Raw genomic sequence first — 16,935 nt, forward strand, 5'->3', positions numbered from 1 at the left:
TCCTCCTCCAAAATAGGGGTGTTAGAACGACAAGGAAATGTTCGCATCCTTGGCAAAATCAATGAAGGTCGCGGCGCCGCCGACCTCAATGCCGTCGATAAAATCTTCTTCCTTCAGGTTCATCACGTCCATTGTCATCTGACAAGCAATGATTTTTACGCCCAATTCCTGAGCCATCGATACCAGTTCCGGAATGGATGGCACATTGGCCTTTTGGAAGCCTTCCGCGAAATGTTCAGCGCCTGCCGGCATCGGAAGCTGATGATGGGCTTGCTTATGAATCAGGTTCAATCCTTCAAAGGTAAAGAAGATTCCGACTTCCGCATCGCTTGCCGCCGCTGCCGTTGCGATATTGAATACCTTGTATGCGTCGAACATGCCACCGTTTGCTGCGATAATTGCTACTTTTGTTGCCATTTTTACATTCCTCCAATATAGATTGTTATAGATTTCATTAGTCCCGTTCTACATCGCCGTTCCACTGCGACATGCCGGGAACGACGTTCTTAATATTCTTAAAGCCCTTTTCCTCCAGCAGGTTCGCCGCCAGATTGCTGCGGTTGCCGGTCCGGCAAATGATGTAGAGCTCGCTGCCGGGAATCAATTCGCCAAGACGCTGCTCCAGCTCGCCAAGCGGAATGTTCAGCGCGTTTTTGACATGGCCAAAAGCATATTCGGCAGGTTCGCGGACGTCCACTACACGGATCTCCGTATTCCCATTCAGCAAGCGTTCCAGTTCATCATTGTGCACGGTATGTGGGAACGTCATTTCTTCCTTCACTTCATCAGGTTCCGATTTTCGTACATAATGTCGGTAGACATGGCCTTCCTGCTTCGTACCCAAAAACTGATGGCCCGTCGAATTTGCCCAGGCCTGGATATCGGCTACAGAGCCTTTATCGGTAGCTTGCAGTTCTAGCACTTGTCCGGTGTTCAGCTCGTTCATGGCCTTTTTGGTGCGGACGATTGGCATCGGACATGCCAGCCCTTGGGCATCCACAACGCGGTCAACTTTAATATCCATACCTTCACCTTCCTCACTAAGCTTTCGAACAATCGAGTCATTTCCTTCGTGTACCCTATCGACCGGTTAATCCCTGGACGTTTCACCGTGCCAGTTCAGCATGCCGCCTGTCATATTATGGAGCTTCCGGTGTCCATGAGAGGATAAAAATTCGCAGGCTTGGCGGCTGCGGTTGCCGCTGCGGCAAATCATAACCGTTTCTTTGCTGCGGTCGATCTCATCATGACGAACCTCGAGCTGGCTAAGCGGAATCAGCTTCACTCCCGGGATATGTCCTTCCTTGTATTCCGTCAATTCCCGGACATCAATGAACTCGACATCTTCGCGGCTATTCTGTAGTAACGCTTCAACTTCTTGCGGCGTGATGTCAGTCCATAATTGGTTGAGCATCATTGTCAGCCTCCTTCCCTTTTGAATATACCCCATAGGGTATTAATCAGGCCGTAAAAAATGCAGGGGATTCTTTTCGGCCTCGTAATACCCCTACGGGTATTCATTCTATCTCGTTCGTAGTTCCCTGTCAAGTCCGTTGAAACATCCATACTCATCCCATTACTCTGGGAACCTGTTTTTTCTTGGATGCAAACGATGTATACTGGCATTATTCATCTATTTATGAAGGCGGTGCATTTGTATGAGTATTGTCGTAAGTAAGCCTTGGGTGCTGGCCCGGATGTACGAGCCTGATGTGACGATCGTTGATTGTCGTTTCGAGCTCGGCAAGCCGGAAGCTGGAAGAGATACCTACGAGCAGGAGCATATTCCCGGTGCGGTCTACTTGGATCTCGAGCAAGACCTCTCGTCCCCGGTTCGCGATCATGGCGGGCGCCATCCCCTCCCGGATCCGGAACAGCTCAGCCGTACCCTGGCCCAAAAAGGAATTACGCCCGAAACCCGGGTCATCGCTTACGATGATCAAGGCGGCATGTATGCATCCCGTTTGTGGTGGCTGTTAAACTACTTGGGACATGAACAGGCTTATGTCATGAATGAAGGCTTCACCGCCTGGAAAGGCGCCGGTTATCCGGTTGCGGCAGATCAGCCGATCCGCGTGCCTGCAAGCTATACATATACCCTGCAACCCGAAATGCTGGCCAGCATGGAAGATGTACGTGAGGCTGCGGGAAACGATGAAGTGATCGTGATCGACTCCAGAGATCCGCGCCGCTATCAGGGCTTCGATGAAACCTTGGATCCGGTGGCGGGCCATATTCCCGGAGCTCGAAACAAGTTCTGGAAGCTGCTTATCGGGCAGGACGGCAAATGGATCTCATCCGATTTACTTGCGGATCATTACAAGGAGTTCCCTGCCGACAAGGAAATCATCGTATACTGCGGCTCCGGCGTATCGGCCTGTCCGAATTTCATCGGACTGAAGGAAGCGGGTTATGAGAATGTGAAGCTGTATTCGGGAAGCTGGAGTGACTGGATTAGTTACAGTGATAACCCGATAGCGACCGGGGATGAAGAACAACCGAGCAAGGAATAGCAGGATGCGGCTTTTGAATACATCGCCATGAGGTCTCTATACCCCGGCGGTGTATTTTTTATGGTCGTAAGTCAACATGGAGTCCACTCACAATGATGAAAGTGATTGCAGCGTTGAAGGCTCAGAAGGAAATAATCAGATGGTGTCGAATTGAAGTATTAATAATAATTGTATTATTTTGTAAAGGCGTGATGATTAATTAAACGAATAATCCTTTTTCTTATTGCAGGAGTTCTTGTAGTTTCAATGCTCACCGGAGCCGTTAGAACAGCACCAAGTCCCGGCAACGTACCTGAACTAAAAATAACACTCAAGAAAGTTGCCATGATGAAACCTAAGGAATCCTTGACTATTTACTGGACAAAGAGTGAACAAGGTATATTTAAAACAGGTATCGATTCCAAGACGACGAAGACTTCCTCTGTGCTATCAGGGAGCTATGGCAACGTCATGTATCAGAATTATGGTTATGTGTTCCTACTGAAGTATGATGAAAATCGCAAAAGTGATATTTACCAACTTGAGATTTCGTCCAATAAACTAAAGAGACTTACAAACGAGGGGGACATCGAGTATTTTTTCCTAAAAAAGAATAGTATTTATTATGTTAAAGGCAGTATGACTATAGAGCCATCCGTTTACCGGATCTCTATGAGTGGGAAGTCACGAGTAAGAGTTAGTCCAACCGTGTTGGATGAGGGAGATAAAAAGTATCGATATTACATTGCTAGTACTGGACCATTAGATATGGGAGACGATATATATTTTCCATTAGTGCGGCAACCGTGGCCGTCGACTGGAGAAAAGTATATCGAACGTCAGGAAGAAGAGGAGTCCGAGCATAAAGGCGAGGAAGTATTATCTGCTTACGAAGTCGGATATTCCGACTATATTGGTGATGTTGACTCAGATTCATTTGTCTATACAGAGAAGGATCTAAAGTCAGGGGCGTCCTATCTCCATCTCTTCTTTAAGAATACTGAAAAGGTGAGAAAGATAAATGGTTGGGCTTTAGAGCCAGTGGATATTATTAATGGATGGGCTTATTTCACGGCCGAGTCTCTAGATGGAAATAAAAGTGGATTATTCGCTATTCAATTAGACGGGTCAGAGTTACATCAAATCGGTAATGACGAATTTACATATTCAGATTACATCGGTAGTGTTAAGGGATATCTCGTGTTTCAGGATCGAAATAACGGCTCGTTTACAGTTTATAAGTAACATAGATGGTTTCACTTAAAAATACGTATACATGATGCTCCGAGCGTGTGCGCGTTCTCGTTAAATAAAGGCAAAGGCTAAAGGCCGAAACTCCACACAAAGGAGAACCGGCCTTTATTGATGTACGTATAACGAAGGGGCCTTGTGAATCAGGCTGGAGCGAATTCAAGCCTTGCCTCATTAATCCAGGCGGTCAACTTGAGATCAACCAGACAACCCGTTACATTATTATTCTGCGTCCTGCCAAACGTTGAACTTGTTTCCGTCCGGATCTTTGAATTTAAATTGCAAACCACAGCTGCCTTGGTCGCTTATCGGTTCCACGTAGACGCCACTTTCGCGAATTCGTTTATGGACCTCTACGATATTCTCAACCTCGAATGTCAGTGAGAACATTTCATACTTTTCGCCTTCCCATTGATCCGTCAGGAAATTTGCCGTCCTCTTCTCTTTCGTTTCCAGCAGGAACAGCCATTGCCCGTTACCGAGCACGAGAATGGCAGGGTCGAAAGATCCCCGGGGTCTTACGGAAAGTCCAAGTGTCTCACTGTACCACTTGGAAGCAAGTTCCAAATTAGATACGGGTAAATAGTTGTGAGACACCCTTTTTAACATCGGTGCTCGTGTTGCTTGTTGCTCCTCTGTTTTGGTTAGTTCTTTTTTGGCCATGAACAGTTCCACCTCTCTTCATAATTCTTGTTTCTACATAGAATGAATTATAGTAATTACCTCTCATTCCCTGATCCACGGGGGATTCTTGCGTCAAGGATGTAATGATCTTGATTCATTCTATCTAGATATAGACGATCTAACTTGATCAAAGCCGTCACGCTCAAGCTCTTTTTTTACTTTTATTTTCAACTGCATGATACGCATTTCCATCCGGGTCGTAGAAAACGAAGTGTTTGCCGATCAACTTGTTCGTTTGGATCAACTCCGACTTGATTTCGTCATGTTGCAGCTTATGCCACAGCTCCTCTATATCGGACACCTCAAAGGCTAGTAAGGGCAATTCGCTTGGCAGATGGGGATGGCATTCCAGCAAATACAATTCATGTCCCGACTCTATTAAAAGGTTGCCATGTCTGCTGATTCCCAGTTGAAAATGACGGACAAACCAGTCGGATATCTGCTCTCGATGACGTACAGGAATATAGAAATGCCCGGCGTTTCTCAGTATTGTTTCCGAGACTCTCTGTTCGAAATTCCGATCTAGACGCTGCAGGCGGATATAAGGCTCGAAATCGCCGGTGAGATGCCGCTTCAGTATTTCCTTGGCCCGACGAATACGGCTTTCCACAGCAGATAAGGAAATATTCAGGAATTGACCGATTTCTTTCATTGACCATTCGCTTAAATAATACAGCATAATGGCTGTTTTACTGGTCTCCTCTAATTTTTGCATAGCGTTCCAAATCATTTCTTGCGCCATATACTGATTTAACCATCGATCAACATTATTAATGGATGGGGCAATTGCTTCTTCGTAAGGCAATGTTTGTTTTTTCTTTTTTACGAAATCAAGACTTGTTCGATAAACAATCGCGTATAACCAACTGCCCAATTTCGAAGGATTCTCTAAGGTATGTAATCGACGATAACACTTAATCAAAGCTTCTTGCGTTGCATCCTGCGCTTCATGGAAGTCCCCGATAATACTGAAAGCAACGGATAGCATAGCGTTAGAATATTGAAGCACGATCTGGCGAAATGCATTGAAATCGCCATTTCTGGCTTCGGTTATGAATCGATGAACATCGGCCCCCTGCTTATCTTCATCCATGCCAATTCCCCCTTATGATTGAGACATTCACATACCGTATAGACCGTTTTGTTCCATTATATTTTGGATGTTTGGTGAAAAGTGGCGGCAACAAACAGATTCATATATGATTATATAAATTATGGAAATACAAACAGTCAAGATATCTACATATTACTCAAAGCAATTTCTAAGCGAATACAACCCAAATATTTTGATTTTCATGGAAAAGAAAGGAGGTACGAAATCATGTTAAAAATCATGAAATATTTGATTTTCAAAATCGGTTATATATACGGCAAGTTCCAGTATTTGATCATGAGCATTGCCGTAATAGGCATTTTAGATTTCCTTGTTTACTATGAACTTGCTGTTTCGATGATGGCGCTGCTAGCTCCTGAACTAGCCCCAGTGGTATTACTAATCATTGCTTGGCTCATGTATAAAGGGATTAAGAAGTTCATTGAAACCCGACGGGGCAAGAAATATAGTTTTTTTTAGACGAGTAAGCACGCCGACATCATAAGTTGTCAACATCAATCAAGTCCAGTTACGGCAAATATTTCTCTGCAATACTGGTCACATAACCGTCTTTTGAAGTAATAGTGCACAGGATTCCGGACTCGGGATACGGCTTGAAATGATCCATGAAGGCTTGCTTGCTTACGACTTTGGTTTGATTCGCGCCCCCGCTCTCCGGGTCAAGGAGGATGTACTTCGTTTCAACCGTCACTTTAAGGGGTTCCGTATCGGTGCTTTTGCTGAGAACATAGAACCCACCGGGCATATCCACGTCCGGATTGATGTTCAAGTTTTTAAATCGTGCGGAATCCTTCAGCGTAAGCCATTCGGCTTTATCAAAATCAAAAGAATCATCGTCCACGCTAAAGTTCAGAACATATCCCAATAACGTGCTTTCAGGCGTGATCGCAAAGTCCTTAGCCGTAGCATTATGGTCCGCAACCAGTTGATCTTTGGTCACATGTTGACCAAGATCTTCATTGATATACTGAAGGGCGACCTGTAAGGGGTCAAGAAGAGTGGGTGCCTCCCCTTTTGCCGCTTGCATCTGCAAACTGGCATAATAATCCGCTATCGCCATCTCCGTTTGGGGCGTATTGTAATATTCATTCCCGTTGGTATCCTTCCATCGCTCCACGCACCAAATCCCCGCATCGCCTTGAACAACGGGCTGGGATAATAAAAGCTGGCTTGTTTCTCCCGTGGACAACGGGAATTTCACCAGGATGTGATTTCCTGGATAGGTCTCATGAGGCAGCTGCCCATTCCCCTCCAGAAATACGCGAAGCGCCATTTTCTGTCCGGATGTTGTCTTCATATCATACTCCCCGCTTCCGATCACGCCCAGATACTGCGGTGTCGAGTCTGTAACCGAAAATATTAGCATCGGCTTTCCCATGCTTCCTTCTTCGGTAATGTAACCATCGCTCATCCCTTCGGTCACGATCAACTTGCTAGGATCTTCCGGTTTCAGGCGGTATTCAAGCGCCCAGATTTCCACAGGCGTTGGAAGCAGGTCGTCGAATTCCGCTATTTTTTCAAATTTAGTCATTTGGCTATCGACAATCTTCACATCTTTAAAGCCTTTCATTTTCTGGTGGATATATTGCTCAGCATAATCTTTGACGGTTAATTCCGCTTTTCGCGGATTGCTCATGAGTCCTACGCAAAGGGCTATGACGGCAATGACTGCCACGATTACAACCCAAAATGCCGGCTTCTTGTAATGAAGGATATTGATGATTCGCCCTTTCGTGCTACTCTCTCCAAATGCAAGAGGAGATCCGCCTATGAAGCGTTTTCCGGTAGACAAGGTCAACAACGAAGTCGAATAGTCCTTTTTTATTCCACTGCCCAATTGTCTAATAACACTTTCGTCGCAGGATTTCTCCATGTCATCGCTCATGAGGAAGAATGCCACCCAGACCAACGGATTAAACCAGTGAATGCACAGGACGGCGAACGCCAAAGGTTTAATGATATGATCCAGCCTTTGGATATGAACTTGTTCATGTTTGATGATATAAGCTTTTTCTTTATCGTTCAGACCGATCGGCAGATAAATTTTGGGACGAAGAAAGCCGAACACAAAGGGCGTCGTCATTGCGCTTTTTTCATAAATATTATTAAATAAGGGGACTGCATGCTGTAATTTCCGATGAAGTCGTACCGTGGTCACCATGCTGAATGCGATCAGCAAAACAATTCCGAACAGCCATACATACTGGCCGAATTCGAACCATAGATTGGCGGGAGTTGAACTGAGATTAGCATCTGGTGAAGCAAGAGGAGTAGATGCGGGCAACATGGGATTCGCCGTTTGGGCTTCCAATTCGGTGATTCCGCTTTGCATGGGAGGCGTTTGCGGGTAGATTCTGTTAAGCGGAACACGTTGTGCCTGAGCAGGGATGAAGCTGAATACGCTCTCGAAAGATACTGGGCATACGAGCCGGAACCAGACGACGGACCAAAGCGCATAGGAGTAAATCTTGGGGATTTTTCTGAACAGCATTCGCGCCACGATCACGAACAAAATGACATAAATCCCTGTAATGCTCATGTTTAACGTATGCATAAACAGCTGAGCCACGGATTATCCCTCCTTATGCTCGTTGATCAGTTTTAGCACATCATCAATTTCACTCTCGCTCAGCTTTCGGGTTTTGGTGAATGCGGCCAAAAACTTTGGCAATGACCCATTAAAAGTGTCCTTCACAAACTGATTGCTTTGCTCGGCAAAGAAATCATCCCTTTGGATAATCGCGACGACAACACCATTTTGGTTAGCAAAGATCCCTTTACTCTCAATACGTTTTAGCATGGTGTACGTGGTCGATTTCTTCCAGTTTAGCTCTGACTCGCACAACTTGACTAAATCTCCAGACGAGATCGGCTCATGGTCCCAAATTAATTTTCCGCGAATTTCCCTTCCGTTTCCGTCAGTCTGATGTTCCCCAATTTACACGCCCCCCTCTGGTCTACATTTCATAGACCGCTTCTTCTCATCCCAGTCTATAATTTGTAGACTCATTTGTCTATATATGGTTATTATGTTTTTTATTACATTTTCTTCATTCATCGTTCATCGAAGAATTTAAGTATTCGGAAAGATCAAGCGATTGGTGTTTTATAATCGATATTCTGTAGCCACGGTAGAAATAAGGAGGGAAATCTTGTGGACCGCAAGCCCGGGGGGCGTGGCAGGTTGGCCATACGTGATTTGTTGTGGCCTTCAGCCAGCGAACGTTGACAGCCTTCCGATGAGCATGATAATAATGTATATGGAATACGATGGTATTCCTAATGCTACCTTCAGAAAGGCGGAATGTCTTTTGATTGATACCCAGCCTAACCCTAAACCTTTTATCTCGTAAATACTAAGATAAGAGGTGCATTAATTGATGAACATCATACATGAACGCAATAAAATCGAACGACATATCAGGTCCTTGAAAGCATCAGAGGAATTCAAAGGCAGCGTACTGGTTGCCGCACATGAAAACATCATTCTCGCAAAGGGATATGGTCTGGCAAGTGTCGAACTAGGCGCAGCGAACCAGCGCGAAACCGTCTACCGCATAGGCTCCGTTTCAAAGCCGATCACTGCTGCAGCCATTTTGACCCTAGTCCGGCATGGCCGGCTTCGGACCACTGATTGCGTAACAACCTATTTGCCAGCGTATCCGCAGTGGAGCAAGATCACGATCGAGCATTTGCTTACCCATCGGTCAGGCATTCCGAACCTTGTCATGCTTGCGGATTTCCCACAGTTCTCGCTGCAGCCGCATACCCTTGATGAGCTCATGGCACTATTCAGTGCCCTTCCCTTGAACTTCGAGCCAGGAACACAGTTCGAATATACCAATTCGGGCTATATTCTGCTCGGAAAAGTGATTGAAGCGATCAGTGGGATGAACTACGCCGAATGTGTGCAGCAGCATGTGTTCCTTCCCGCAGGGATGGAGCATACATGTCTGGACGATTCGCGCACAATCATACCAAACTGCGCAAGCGGGTATGAGTATGATTCTTCAGGCAGAATGATACGAGCATCCTATATCGACATGTCGAACGTTCATGCGGCAGGGGGATTCCTATCAACGATCGACGATCTCTACCGATTGGACCATGCGCTTCGCCACCATCGTTTGTTCGATCACCATGTTTCTCAAGGCATGAATGCTCAGCACTTCCACCCCTACGGGTACGGTTGGTTTCAGACAAGCTTCCCCGTTCTCTTCCATCATGGGGGAATCAATGGTTTTACTTCCACGTTCATTCGCCATCTAGAGCAGGATTTCACGGTTATCGCACTCAGCAACCGGGTCACGCCGAATACGGCGGCGCTCGGTCTCCAGCTTATGGAAATGTTGATCGAAGATTGATATCCTGAATGTCCGCGACGAAGACGAATTTGAGGATGCTGCAGGTTAGGACAAGCAACCTGTAACCGTCTGATATGAACATAAAAAGGCCGTCAGCCCTCCCCCGCGAGGATGCTTGATCGGCCTTTTTTTTGAATAAAATTGAATGACTTTATCGTCCCCCTGCTTGCGCATTTGCTAAGAAAAGTCGCCGTCTGCTCATTCTGGCCGGACAGCTTGAATATAGACGGCTTCGCCTGTAAAGCTTGAAAGCCTTCCCGTTTCATCCGCTTCCACCGAGAAAAATCCGCGAACATCCTCCTCGGCCTCCAGCAGACTTCTCTCCAGCGCATCTCGATCCGCTTCCGGCAGCCCGGCCCGCTCGCACCAATCCTGGAACCGGAACGGCTTCGGAAAGCAGCTGAGCGTCTCGAGGCGGAAGCCGGTTTTTTCGAGCACATGAATCCACTCCGATTTTTTCCATGCTCTCACATGGCTTACATCCCGCCGCTTTTCGATATCATTATAAAATGCATCATAACGATTCTGCTCGGGAGCCACATTATCAATCAGCAGCAGCTTGCCTCCCGGCTTGACGACCCGCAGTGCTTCCGCCGCGAAAGCGGGGATATCCGTAAAATGATGCGCGGCGATTCGGCAGGTAACCAGGTCAAAGGAGGCATCCTCGAACGGCAGCTGCTCCGCATCCCCCGTTACATAACTTACGTTGGTGTGGCCATTGCCGCGGATAAACCGCTCCGCCGCTTCCAGCATTTCACGGGTCAAGTCATAAGCCGTCACATGCCGAACCCGCGGTGCCAACGCATTGGCCACATGGCCGCCTCCTGTCGCAATATCGAGCACATTCATAAGAGCATCGGCTTTGGAGCAGGACACGAGCATGGCCAAATCCTCACCGTTGGCGTGGCGTGCGCTCGTCACATACTTTTCCGCATTCCGGGCAAATTGCTGCCTTACCTGCTTTTTCACCAAATCTTCCGACATAACCTCTCCTCCTTGAAGGTCCATTATAACTAAGTTTTCAAAAAGCATATATGTTTCATCTAGTAAAACCTCATCCCGACTATCGGTACAAAAATAACTTATCACAGATCATGAAGATTGTAAATTATGCCATGCAAATACGCTCCATTACTCCGATTAGGCGCTTATGATAGCAGGTCGTTTGCAATCATTGCTTTCGCCCCCGTTCGATTCGACGAACCAAGCAGCCTCTGGCATATTGTATGGATTTTGCTGTTTTTCACCAAAAATTTTGCTATAATACAAACCAGTTTGTCCCCCTTATTCTTAAGTCAAAAGGTGTGTTCCTTATGCTTTCATTTTCCAGATTAATCAAATGCAAACCCCCGATCCCGTAATTTCCTTGCCAGCTGATTGAGATTTTCGAAATATAAGGGGGATATGAGCTGTGCAAAGAAAAATCTCAAAACCGTCATTATTATTGTTGATTGTTCTCGTGGGTTTTCCACAGATGAGCGAAACCATGTATACGCCGTCCTTGCCGGACATCGCCCGCCACTTGGGCGCAAGCAATAACGTGATCCAGCTTACGCTCAGCGTGTACTTTTTAGGCTTCGCCATCGGTGTTTTTTGCTGGGGAAGACTTTCGGATTCCATCGGGCGGCGGCCCGCCATGTTGTGGGGAATTCTCGTATACGGCCTGGGCAGTTTCGGCTGCTATCTCGCGAATTCCGCCGATTGGCTGATGGCATGCCGCTGCATCCAGGCTTTCGGAGCCAGCACAGGCTCTGTCGTCACGCAAACGATGCTGCGGGAGAGCTACGATGCAGCCAAGCGCCATGCATTGTTCGCGCAAATATCGGCCGCGCTCGCGTTTACGCCGGCGTTAGGGCCACTCATCGGCGGATGGATAGACCAGGCGCTCGGCTTCAAAGCCGTCTTCTTCGTGCTGGTGCTGATAAGCATCGTGCTCCTGTCCTATGCATGGAACGCCCTACCCGAAACAAGGGTGACGATACCGGCGAATATCCGAATATCATCCGTGGCCAAGCGCCTTCTCACGGACTCCAGAATCTGGGCGTATGGCTGTCTCATCGGAGCGGCTAACGGCGTCCTATTCAGCTATTATGCGGAAGCCCCGTTTATTTTCATCGAATATTTTCATATGAATCCCGGTGTCTACGGCTTCTTCGGGATATTTGTCGCTCTGTCTTCCATTGGCGGCGCGATGCTGTCCAAAAAGTGGACTTCCCGCCGCGGGCCGCAAAGCATGATCTTGACCGGCTCCTTCATCGCAGCTCTCGGAGCCCTTTGCCTCCTGTGTCTTACCCTGTCTGGCATGCAAGCTTCCGCGGGGACATTAACGGGCATGGTCATCTGTACCTTCATCCTGTTGCTCGGCATCGGCATGTCGCTCCCGAACTGCCTTAGTCTGGCGCTGACCCGTTACGGGGATGTTCTCGGCACGGCCGGAGCCATTTTCGGATTGGGTTACTACCTGATCATCAGCCTGATCACAAGCGGCATGAGCTTGCTGCACAATGGATCGCTGGCGACGATGCCATTGTATTTCCTTGGCTTGACCGCGGCTATGGTCCTCATCAGCCGATGGCTTGCGAAGACCGCAACGGCATAATCCGATATGGGATTAATGATGCTGAAACCAGCAGAAAGAACCCGCCACATGGCGGGTTCTTTCTATTAAACTCATTTTCATGCAATGTTGTAGATTCATCCAGCATCGTCTGCATATGGCAGCATATTTTCGCGGTATTTGCCCGGCGTCACACCCTCCAGCTTTTTGAATGCGCGGATAAACACGACATCACTCGTGTAACCGACCATCTGGGCAATTTGCCCGTTGGTCAGATCCTTGTCTCCCATATGCTGCTTGGCAAGCTCGATCCGTTTGCGGACGATCGCATCGCTCAGGTTTTGGCCGCTCTGCTTCTTATAGAACGTCGAGACATATTGCGGGGTCATGCCGAAGCGGTCCGCCACCATGCCAAGTCCCATATTCGGATCCGTGAAATGGGTTTCCACGAACCGCTCCATCTCCTGCTGCAGCTGCGCGCTGTGATCGGTCCGCTCCGTGACCAGCGATTCCGTCAACAGCTGGTACAGCTTTTTCGTCCGCCGGTGCATTCCTTCGGCCGTCTCGTACGAGAAGATATCCTTCACCAGATCGATGTCCGGGCCCAAAATCTCGTTCGGCTCCGTGCCGGTCGCGTTGATGATTTTCAGGAACGTGCTTGTGATGTTGAAAAATAAGCAGCGCCCCATCTCCGGCGTCATGCAGCCGGACTCGAAGTTCATCATATAGATGGTATCCAGCAGCTTCAGCACGTTATCCGCATCACCGCTGCGGACGAAATTGATCAGCTGTACCTCGATATCAATCGGGTAATAGTAGTGCGCGTGGACGGTCTGAATATCCCGGAAATAAATAATCGTGCCGCTGCCGCGGATAATGCGGTATTCAAAGGCGGCCACCGCCTCCGCATAGCTTTCCCCAATGCTTTTCGCTCCGGAATGAGGCTGGCCGGCGGCCACCGTAATATCCATTTTAAAACGCTGCTCTATCACGTTTTTCAGGGATTCACACATCAGCTTCACGACGAGTTCCGCTTCGGCGCCCTCCATGACATCGAAGTTCATCAGAAAAGCGATCCGATCGCGGTCCAGCTCTACGGCGAATGATTTATGCGGACTCGGAATGAGCTCCGTTCCGATGTTCGAGATAATGAACCTGGCAAGGGCCCACTGCTCCTCGTCCTGCCCCCCGTTAAACCTTTCGATGCTGTCCAGATGAACCAGAACGACCGAGAAGTAATCGCTTACAAACTCCAGATTCATAAACCGCAAGGAATGGCCGCCCTTATCCGACGTATCCACGTTCATCTGTCCGCGGATGAGCCGCGACAGATAATTGGACCGGATGACAGGGGTTTGGCGGGCCAGCAGGCTGCGCAAATTCCTCTCTTCGTGCAGCGAGCCTTCGATCGTCTGCAGGATAAACTCGTATTCGTTGACGGATGGCTTACCGCTCCAATCCTTGCCGCGCAGAATGACATTGACCGCTCTTCGCAGCGGGCTGTAGTTGCGGTATGTAATCATAAAAGCGGCGGACATGCCGACGAACAGGCACAAGGCGAACAGGATCATGGCCCAACGTTTAATGAGAATCACCTGCTGCATGAACACGCTGCGCGGGGTAATGAGGACGTATTTCCATCCTTCTTTTTGGGAAGGGGTATACGAAACGATCTTCTCATCTCCGTTCAAGGTTTGATTGAACAAGCCGCCCCCGCCCTCGATTTTGGACAGCACGCCTGAGGGAAGCGGTTCCCGGTCCGTCGCCATAATCGTTCTTCCGCCGCCGTCCACGATGTATATCGAGCTGTCGCTCGCGGTTTCGATCTGCGCGAACATTTCCTTGATCCGGCTTTCATCGATCAGGACGACAAAGCTGCCTTTGATATCACTTCTGTCGCGGCCGGGAAGGGACTGGATGAACGTCACGACGTTAGCCGGCTTTTTATCCAGGCTTTCCATCGGATCGTATTCCGCCCGCCGCAGCAGCGTGGAAGTTGGAAGATAGGCCATCGAATGATATTGGTGCAGCATGTCGTCCCGCCACTGCTCGTAAGGCATGCCCTGATAGCTGTAATACATGTCGTAAAACTTTCGTGAATCCGTCATGAGTCCTGTCTTGAGGATCAGATCACTTTTATCGAAATACACATAGTAATCCAAAATAAAATTCGTAATATTCCCGGGACGGGACATGGTGTTTCTCATAAACTCGATAAATTTGTAACGATCCGCACTCTCCGGATCTCCGCTCAGCTTCAACAGATACTCCAGCTTCGGGTCAAAAATGATTTGTTGAACGAGCTTTTCCACTTCATTCAGCTTGCCGTCCAAGGACAGCTTGAGCTGCTCCAGCATGGCTTTGTTGGACCGGTTGGCCCCGTTTTCCAGACTGGCCTCCACTTTGGTATACAAGAAGGCGCCCATCGAAACGGGAATAAGCAAAAGAACCAGATTCGAGATCAGCATGGTCATCCATACGCTTTTCAAATTTCGTATTCCGAGTGGACGAAGCAGCCATTTCAACAAGCATCCCCCCTTGTTAATGCATTATGACTTTTCGCAAAAGCGAACGATTACGTTCATTATAATGCAGCAGGCAGGGCTGGTCACTGATTTATTCTTTGATGGCACCGATCAAAACGCCCTTGACGAAATACTTCTGCAGGAACGGATACAGACAGATGATCGGGAGCGTCGAGACGATGATGGTGGCGTATTTGATCGTCTCCCCAATCGCGTATTTATCGTCGGCAGCCACCCCCGTCGACATGGAATCGGTCGAGTTCGCGATCAGAATTTCCCGCAGGACGAGCTGCAGCGGATATAGTGTCCGGTCCCTCAAATACACGAGTGCGGAGAAATATGAATTCCAGTGTCCGACCGCGTACCAGAGAATCATCACGGCGATAACCGGCATGGACAGCGGAACCACAATCCGGAAAAGGATCGTCAGCTCGCCCGCCCCGTCAATTCTGGCCGATTCCTCAAGCGATACTGGAACGCCTTGAAACGCGGTACGCATAATGATCAGATTAAACGTGGAGATCGCACCGGGGATCAGCAGTGCCCATGGGGTATTCATCATACCCAGCTTATTGACAAGGATGTAGTTCGGAATCAGGCCGCCGCTGAACACCATCGTGATCACAATCCCGAACATGAGAATATTTTTGAAATAAAGGCTGCGCCGTGAAAGCACGTAGGCCCCAAGCGCCGTCATGAATAAGTTGATCGCGGTACCTGCCGCGACGTAAAACAATGTATTCCGATAACCGCTCGTGATCATCGGATTATCGAACACCGCTTTGTAGGCTTCAAAATTAAACCCGAGCGGCTTCAAGAGAATACCACGGTGTTGAATGAAAGCCGGCGCCTCGCTGAGAGAGGCAAACAGAACATACAAAAACGGGTATAACGTTATGAAGCAAAGCAGTAGCATCAGTATCGTGTTGACGACGCCGAATATTTTTTCACCTGTCGTTTGTGCGCCCATCGTTTGGCCTCCTTACCACAGTTTATTTTCGGATACGCGTTTGCTGATGGCATTGGCGGACACGATCAGAATCAGGCTGATGACCGAGTTGAACAAGCCGACGGCCGTGGTGAAGCTGTAGTTGGCTTCCAGCACGCCTTTGCGGTACACATACGTTGAAATGACATCGGCAGTCTCGTAGGTAAGCGGATTATATAGAAGCAATACTTTTTCGCTTCCTACCGACAGCAGATGTCCCATGTTCAAGATCAGCATGATCACGATCGTCGGCATAATGCCTGGAATCGTAATATGAAAAGCCTGCTTCCATTTATTCGCCCCGTCGATCTTCGCCGCTTCGTACAGCGTCGGATCGATATTGGCAATGGCCGCCAAATAAATGATCGATCCCCAGCCGATGCCCTGCCAGATGCCGGAGGATACGAAAATAAACCGGAACCAGCCCGCCTCCTTCAGGAAATCGATCGGCTCGAAACCGATCAGGCCCAGCAGCTGGTTGATCAGGCCGTCGCGGCTCAGAAAATCGAACATCATCCCCGCCACCACGACGATCGAAATGAAATGCGGCAGATAGGAGATGGTTTGTACGAAGCGCTTGAACTTCATCCGGCGGATTTCGTTCAGCAGCAATGCCAGGATGATGGCGGCCGGAAACCCGAAAATTAGGTCGTATACGTTCAGCAGTAGCGTATTCCGGATCAGCCTCCAGAAATAAACGCCGTTAAAGAAGCTGTCGAAATGCTTGAAGCCCACCCATTCGCTGCCCCAAATGCCGCTGGCCGGCGAATAATCCTTAAACGCGATCTGTTGTCCATACATCGGACCGTAATGAAAAATAAGATAGTAAGCAATCACCGGAAGAGCCATCAAATAAATGATCCAATTCCGGCGGAGAACCTTCCGGATTGTCTGTCCGGTGGACAGTTCGGACGCGTTCTTGGCGGAACGCTTGTTCATTCGTTTGTTACTGCTCAGCTG

The 16,935-nt window shown here is 48.3% G+C and carries 16 protein-coding genes; 5 read left to right on the forward strand and 11 right to left on the reverse strand.

Annotated elements, in window-relative coordinates:
* Positions 1-21: 21 nt before the first annotated feature.
* From PCH05_RS09665 to PCH05_RS09675, 3 genes are all read right to left on the reverse strand, one after another.
* Entirely contained in the window at positions 22-417 is a 396-nt protein-coding gene (locus PCH05_RS09665; RefSeq protein ID WP_127602172.1) for a DsrE/DsrF/DrsH-like family protein, read from the reverse strand.
* Positions 418-454: 37 nt separating this feature from the next.
* Positions 455-1,024: a sulfurtransferase TusA family protein gene (locus PCH05_RS09670; RefSeq protein WP_127602173.1), complete on the reverse strand. Its 570-nt coding sequence runs from the start codon at positions 1,022-1,024 to the stop codon at positions 455-457.
* A gap of 66 nt (positions 1,025-1,090) precedes the next feature.
* The gene (locus PCH05_RS09675; RefSeq protein WP_307719521.1) at positions 1,091-1,414 is read right to left on the reverse strand and encodes a rhodanese-like domain-containing protein; all 324 of its coding nucleotides are present in this window, start codon (positions 1,412-1,414) and stop codon (positions 1,091-1,093) included.
* A 244-nt stretch (positions 1,415-1,658) separates the two neighbouring features.
* Between PCH05_RS09675 and PCH05_RS09680 the strand changes: the two genes are divergently transcribed.
* Both PCH05_RS09680 and PCH05_RS09685 read left to right on the forward strand, forming a co-directional pair.
* Complete coding sequence (locus PCH05_RS09680) at positions 1,659-2,513, forward strand: sulfurtransferase (RefSeq protein WP_127602175.1); 855 nt, start codon at positions 1,659-1,661, stop codon at positions 2,511-2,513.
* A 246-nt stretch (positions 2,514-2,759) separates the two neighbouring features.
* The gene (locus tag PCH05_RS09685) at positions 2,760-3,737 is read left to right on the forward strand and encodes a hypothetical protein (protein WP_127602176.1); all 978 of its coding nucleotides are present in this window, start codon (positions 2,760-2,762) and stop codon (positions 3,735-3,737) included.
* Between the two features lie 228 nt (positions 3,738-3,965).
* Here PCH05_RS09685 and PCH05_RS09690 read toward each other — a convergent pair whose 3' ends face one another.
* Both PCH05_RS09690 and PCH05_RS09695 read right to left on the reverse strand, forming a co-directional pair.
* Positions 3,966-4,406, reverse strand: coding sequence for a VOC family protein (locus tag PCH05_RS09690; RefSeq protein ID WP_127602177.1), 441 nt, complete (start codon positions 4,404-4,406; stop codon positions 3,966-3,968).
* A 163-nt stretch (positions 4,407-4,569) separates the two neighbouring features.
* Positions 4,570-5,520, reverse strand: coding sequence for a sigma-70 family RNA polymerase sigma factor (locus tag PCH05_RS09695; protein WP_127602178.1), 951 nt, complete (start codon positions 5,518-5,520; stop codon positions 4,570-4,572).
* A gap of 228 nt (positions 5,521-5,748) precedes the next feature.
* On the opposite strand from PCH05_RS09695, the gene PCH05_RS09700 reads away from it, so the two are divergent.
* Positions 5,749-6,000 (forward strand): hypothetical protein, encoded by a 252-nt coding sequence (locus tag PCH05_RS09700; RefSeq protein WP_127602179.1) that lies wholly within the window; start codon positions 5,749-5,751, stop codon positions 5,998-6,000.
* A 49-nt stretch (positions 6,001-6,049) separates the two neighbouring features.
* On the opposite strand, the gene PCH05_RS09705 is transcribed toward PCH05_RS09700, so the two are convergent.
* Complete coding sequence (locus PCH05_RS09705; protein ID WP_307719523.1) at positions 6,050-8,095, reverse strand: M56 family metallopeptidase; 2,046 nt, start codon at positions 8,093-8,095, stop codon at positions 6,050-6,052.
* An 18-nt stretch (positions 8,096-8,113) separates the two neighbouring features.
* Positions 8,114-8,479: a BlaI/MecI/CopY family transcriptional regulator gene (locus PCH05_RS09710; RefSeq protein ID WP_218030519.1), complete on the reverse strand. Its 366-nt coding sequence runs from the start codon at positions 8,477-8,479 to the stop codon at positions 8,114-8,116.
* 442 nt (positions 8,480-8,921) lie between these two features.
* Between PCH05_RS09710 and PCH05_RS09715 the strand changes: the two genes are divergently transcribed.
* Positions 8,922-9,905 carry a serine hydrolase domain-containing protein gene (locus PCH05_RS09715; protein WP_127602181.1) on the forward strand — a complete coding sequence of 328 codons (984 nt, stop codon included), beginning with the start codon at positions 8,922-8,924 and terminating at the stop codon, positions 9,903-9,905.
* Positions 9,906-10,103: 198 nt separating this feature from the next.
* Here the strand turns inward: PCH05_RS09715 and PCH05_RS09720 are convergent, their stop codons facing one another.
* On the reverse strand, positions 10,104-10,889 hold the full coding sequence (locus PCH05_RS09720; protein WP_127602182.1) for a class I SAM-dependent methyltransferase: 786 nt from the start codon (positions 10,887-10,889) through the stop codon (positions 10,104-10,106).
* Positions 10,890-11,316: 427 nt separating this feature from the next.
* Between PCH05_RS09720 and PCH05_RS09725 the strand changes: the two genes are divergently transcribed.
* Positions 11,317-12,504 carry a multidrug effflux MFS transporter gene (locus tag PCH05_RS09725; protein WP_127602183.1) on the forward strand — a complete coding sequence of 396 codons (1,188 nt, stop codon included), beginning with the start codon at positions 11,317-11,319 and terminating at the stop codon, positions 12,502-12,504.
* A gap of 95 nt (positions 12,505-12,599) precedes the next feature.
* On the opposite strand, the gene PCH05_RS09730 is transcribed toward PCH05_RS09725, so the two are convergent.
* The 3 genes from PCH05_RS09730 to PCH05_RS09740 all read right to left on the reverse strand — a co-directional run bounded on the left by PCH05_RS09730 (position 12,600) and on the right by PCH05_RS09740 (position 16,914).
* On the reverse strand, positions 12,600-14,987 hold the full coding sequence (locus PCH05_RS09730) for a helix-turn-helix domain-containing protein (RefSeq protein ID WP_127602184.1): 2,388 nt from the start codon (positions 14,985-14,987) through the stop codon (positions 12,600-12,602).
* 91 nt (positions 14,988-15,078) lie between these two features.
* On the reverse strand, positions 15,079-15,957 hold the full coding sequence (locus PCH05_RS09735) for a carbohydrate ABC transporter permease (protein ID WP_127602185.1): 879 nt from the start codon (positions 15,955-15,957) through the stop codon (positions 15,079-15,081).
* A gap of 12 nt (positions 15,958-15,969) precedes the next feature.
* Positions 15,970-16,914 (reverse strand): ABC transporter permease, encoded by a 945-nt coding sequence (locus PCH05_RS09740; protein WP_127602186.1) that lies wholly within the window; start codon positions 16,912-16,914, stop codon positions 15,970-15,972.
* Between the last annotated feature and the right edge of the window lie 21 nt (positions 16,915-16,935).

The sequence above is a fragment of the Paenibacillus chibensis genome (assembly GCF_004001045.1).
Lineage (GTDB): Bacteria > Bacillota > Bacilli > Paenibacillales > Paenibacillaceae > Paenibacillus_AQ > Paenibacillus_AQ chibensis.

Excerpts from the sequence above, each read along its gene's own strand:
- PCH05_RS09665 (WP_127602172.1), bottom strand. The coding sequence starts at position 417 with ATGGCAACAAAAGTAGCAATTATCGCAGCAAACGGTGGCATGTTCGAC.
- PCH05_RS09670 (WP_127602173.1), bottom strand. The coding sequence starts at position 1,024 with ATGGATATTAAAGTTGACCGCGTTGTGGATGCCCAAGGGCTGGCATGT.
- PCH05_RS09675 (WP_307719521.1), bottom strand. The coding sequence starts at position 1,414 with ATGCTCAACCAATTATGGACTGACATCACGCCGCAAGAAGTTGAAGCG.
- PCH05_RS09680 (WP_127602175.1), top strand. The coding sequence starts at position 1,659 with ATGAGTATTGTCGTAAGTAAGCCTTGGGTGCTGGCCCGGATGTACGAG.
- PCH05_RS09685 (WP_127602176.1), top strand. The coding sequence starts at position 2,760 with ATGCTCACCGGAGCCGTTAGAACAGCACCAAGTCCCGGCAACGTACCT.
- PCH05_RS09690 (WP_127602177.1), bottom strand. The coding sequence starts at position 4,406 with ATGGCCAAAAAAGAACTAACCAAAACAGAGGAGCAACAAGCAACACGA.
- PCH05_RS09695 (WP_127602178.1), bottom strand. The coding sequence starts at position 5,520 with ATGGATGAAGATAAGCAGGGGGCCGATGTTCATCGATTCATAACCGAA.
- PCH05_RS09700 (WP_127602179.1), top strand. The coding sequence starts at position 5,749 with ATGTTAAAAATCATGAAATATTTGATTTTCAAAATCGGTTATATATAC.
- PCH05_RS09705 (WP_307719523.1), bottom strand. The coding sequence starts at position 8,095 with ATGCATACGTTAAACATGAGCATTACAGGGATTTATGTCATTTTGTTC.
- PCH05_RS09715 (WP_127602181.1), top strand. The coding sequence starts at position 8,922 with ATGAACATCATACATGAACGCAATAAAATCGAACGACATATCAGGTCC.
- PCH05_RS09720 (WP_127602182.1), bottom strand. The coding sequence starts at position 10,889 with ATGTCGGAAGATTTGGTGAAAAAGCAGGTAAGGCAGCAATTTGCCCGG.
- PCH05_RS09735 (WP_127602185.1), bottom strand. The coding sequence starts at position 15,957 with ATGGGCGCACAAACGACAGGTGAAAAAATATTCGGCGTCGTCAACACG.
- PCH05_RS09740 (WP_127602186.1), bottom strand. The coding sequence starts at position 16,914 with ATGAACAAGCGTTCCGCCAAGAACGCGTCCGAACTGTCCACCGGACAG.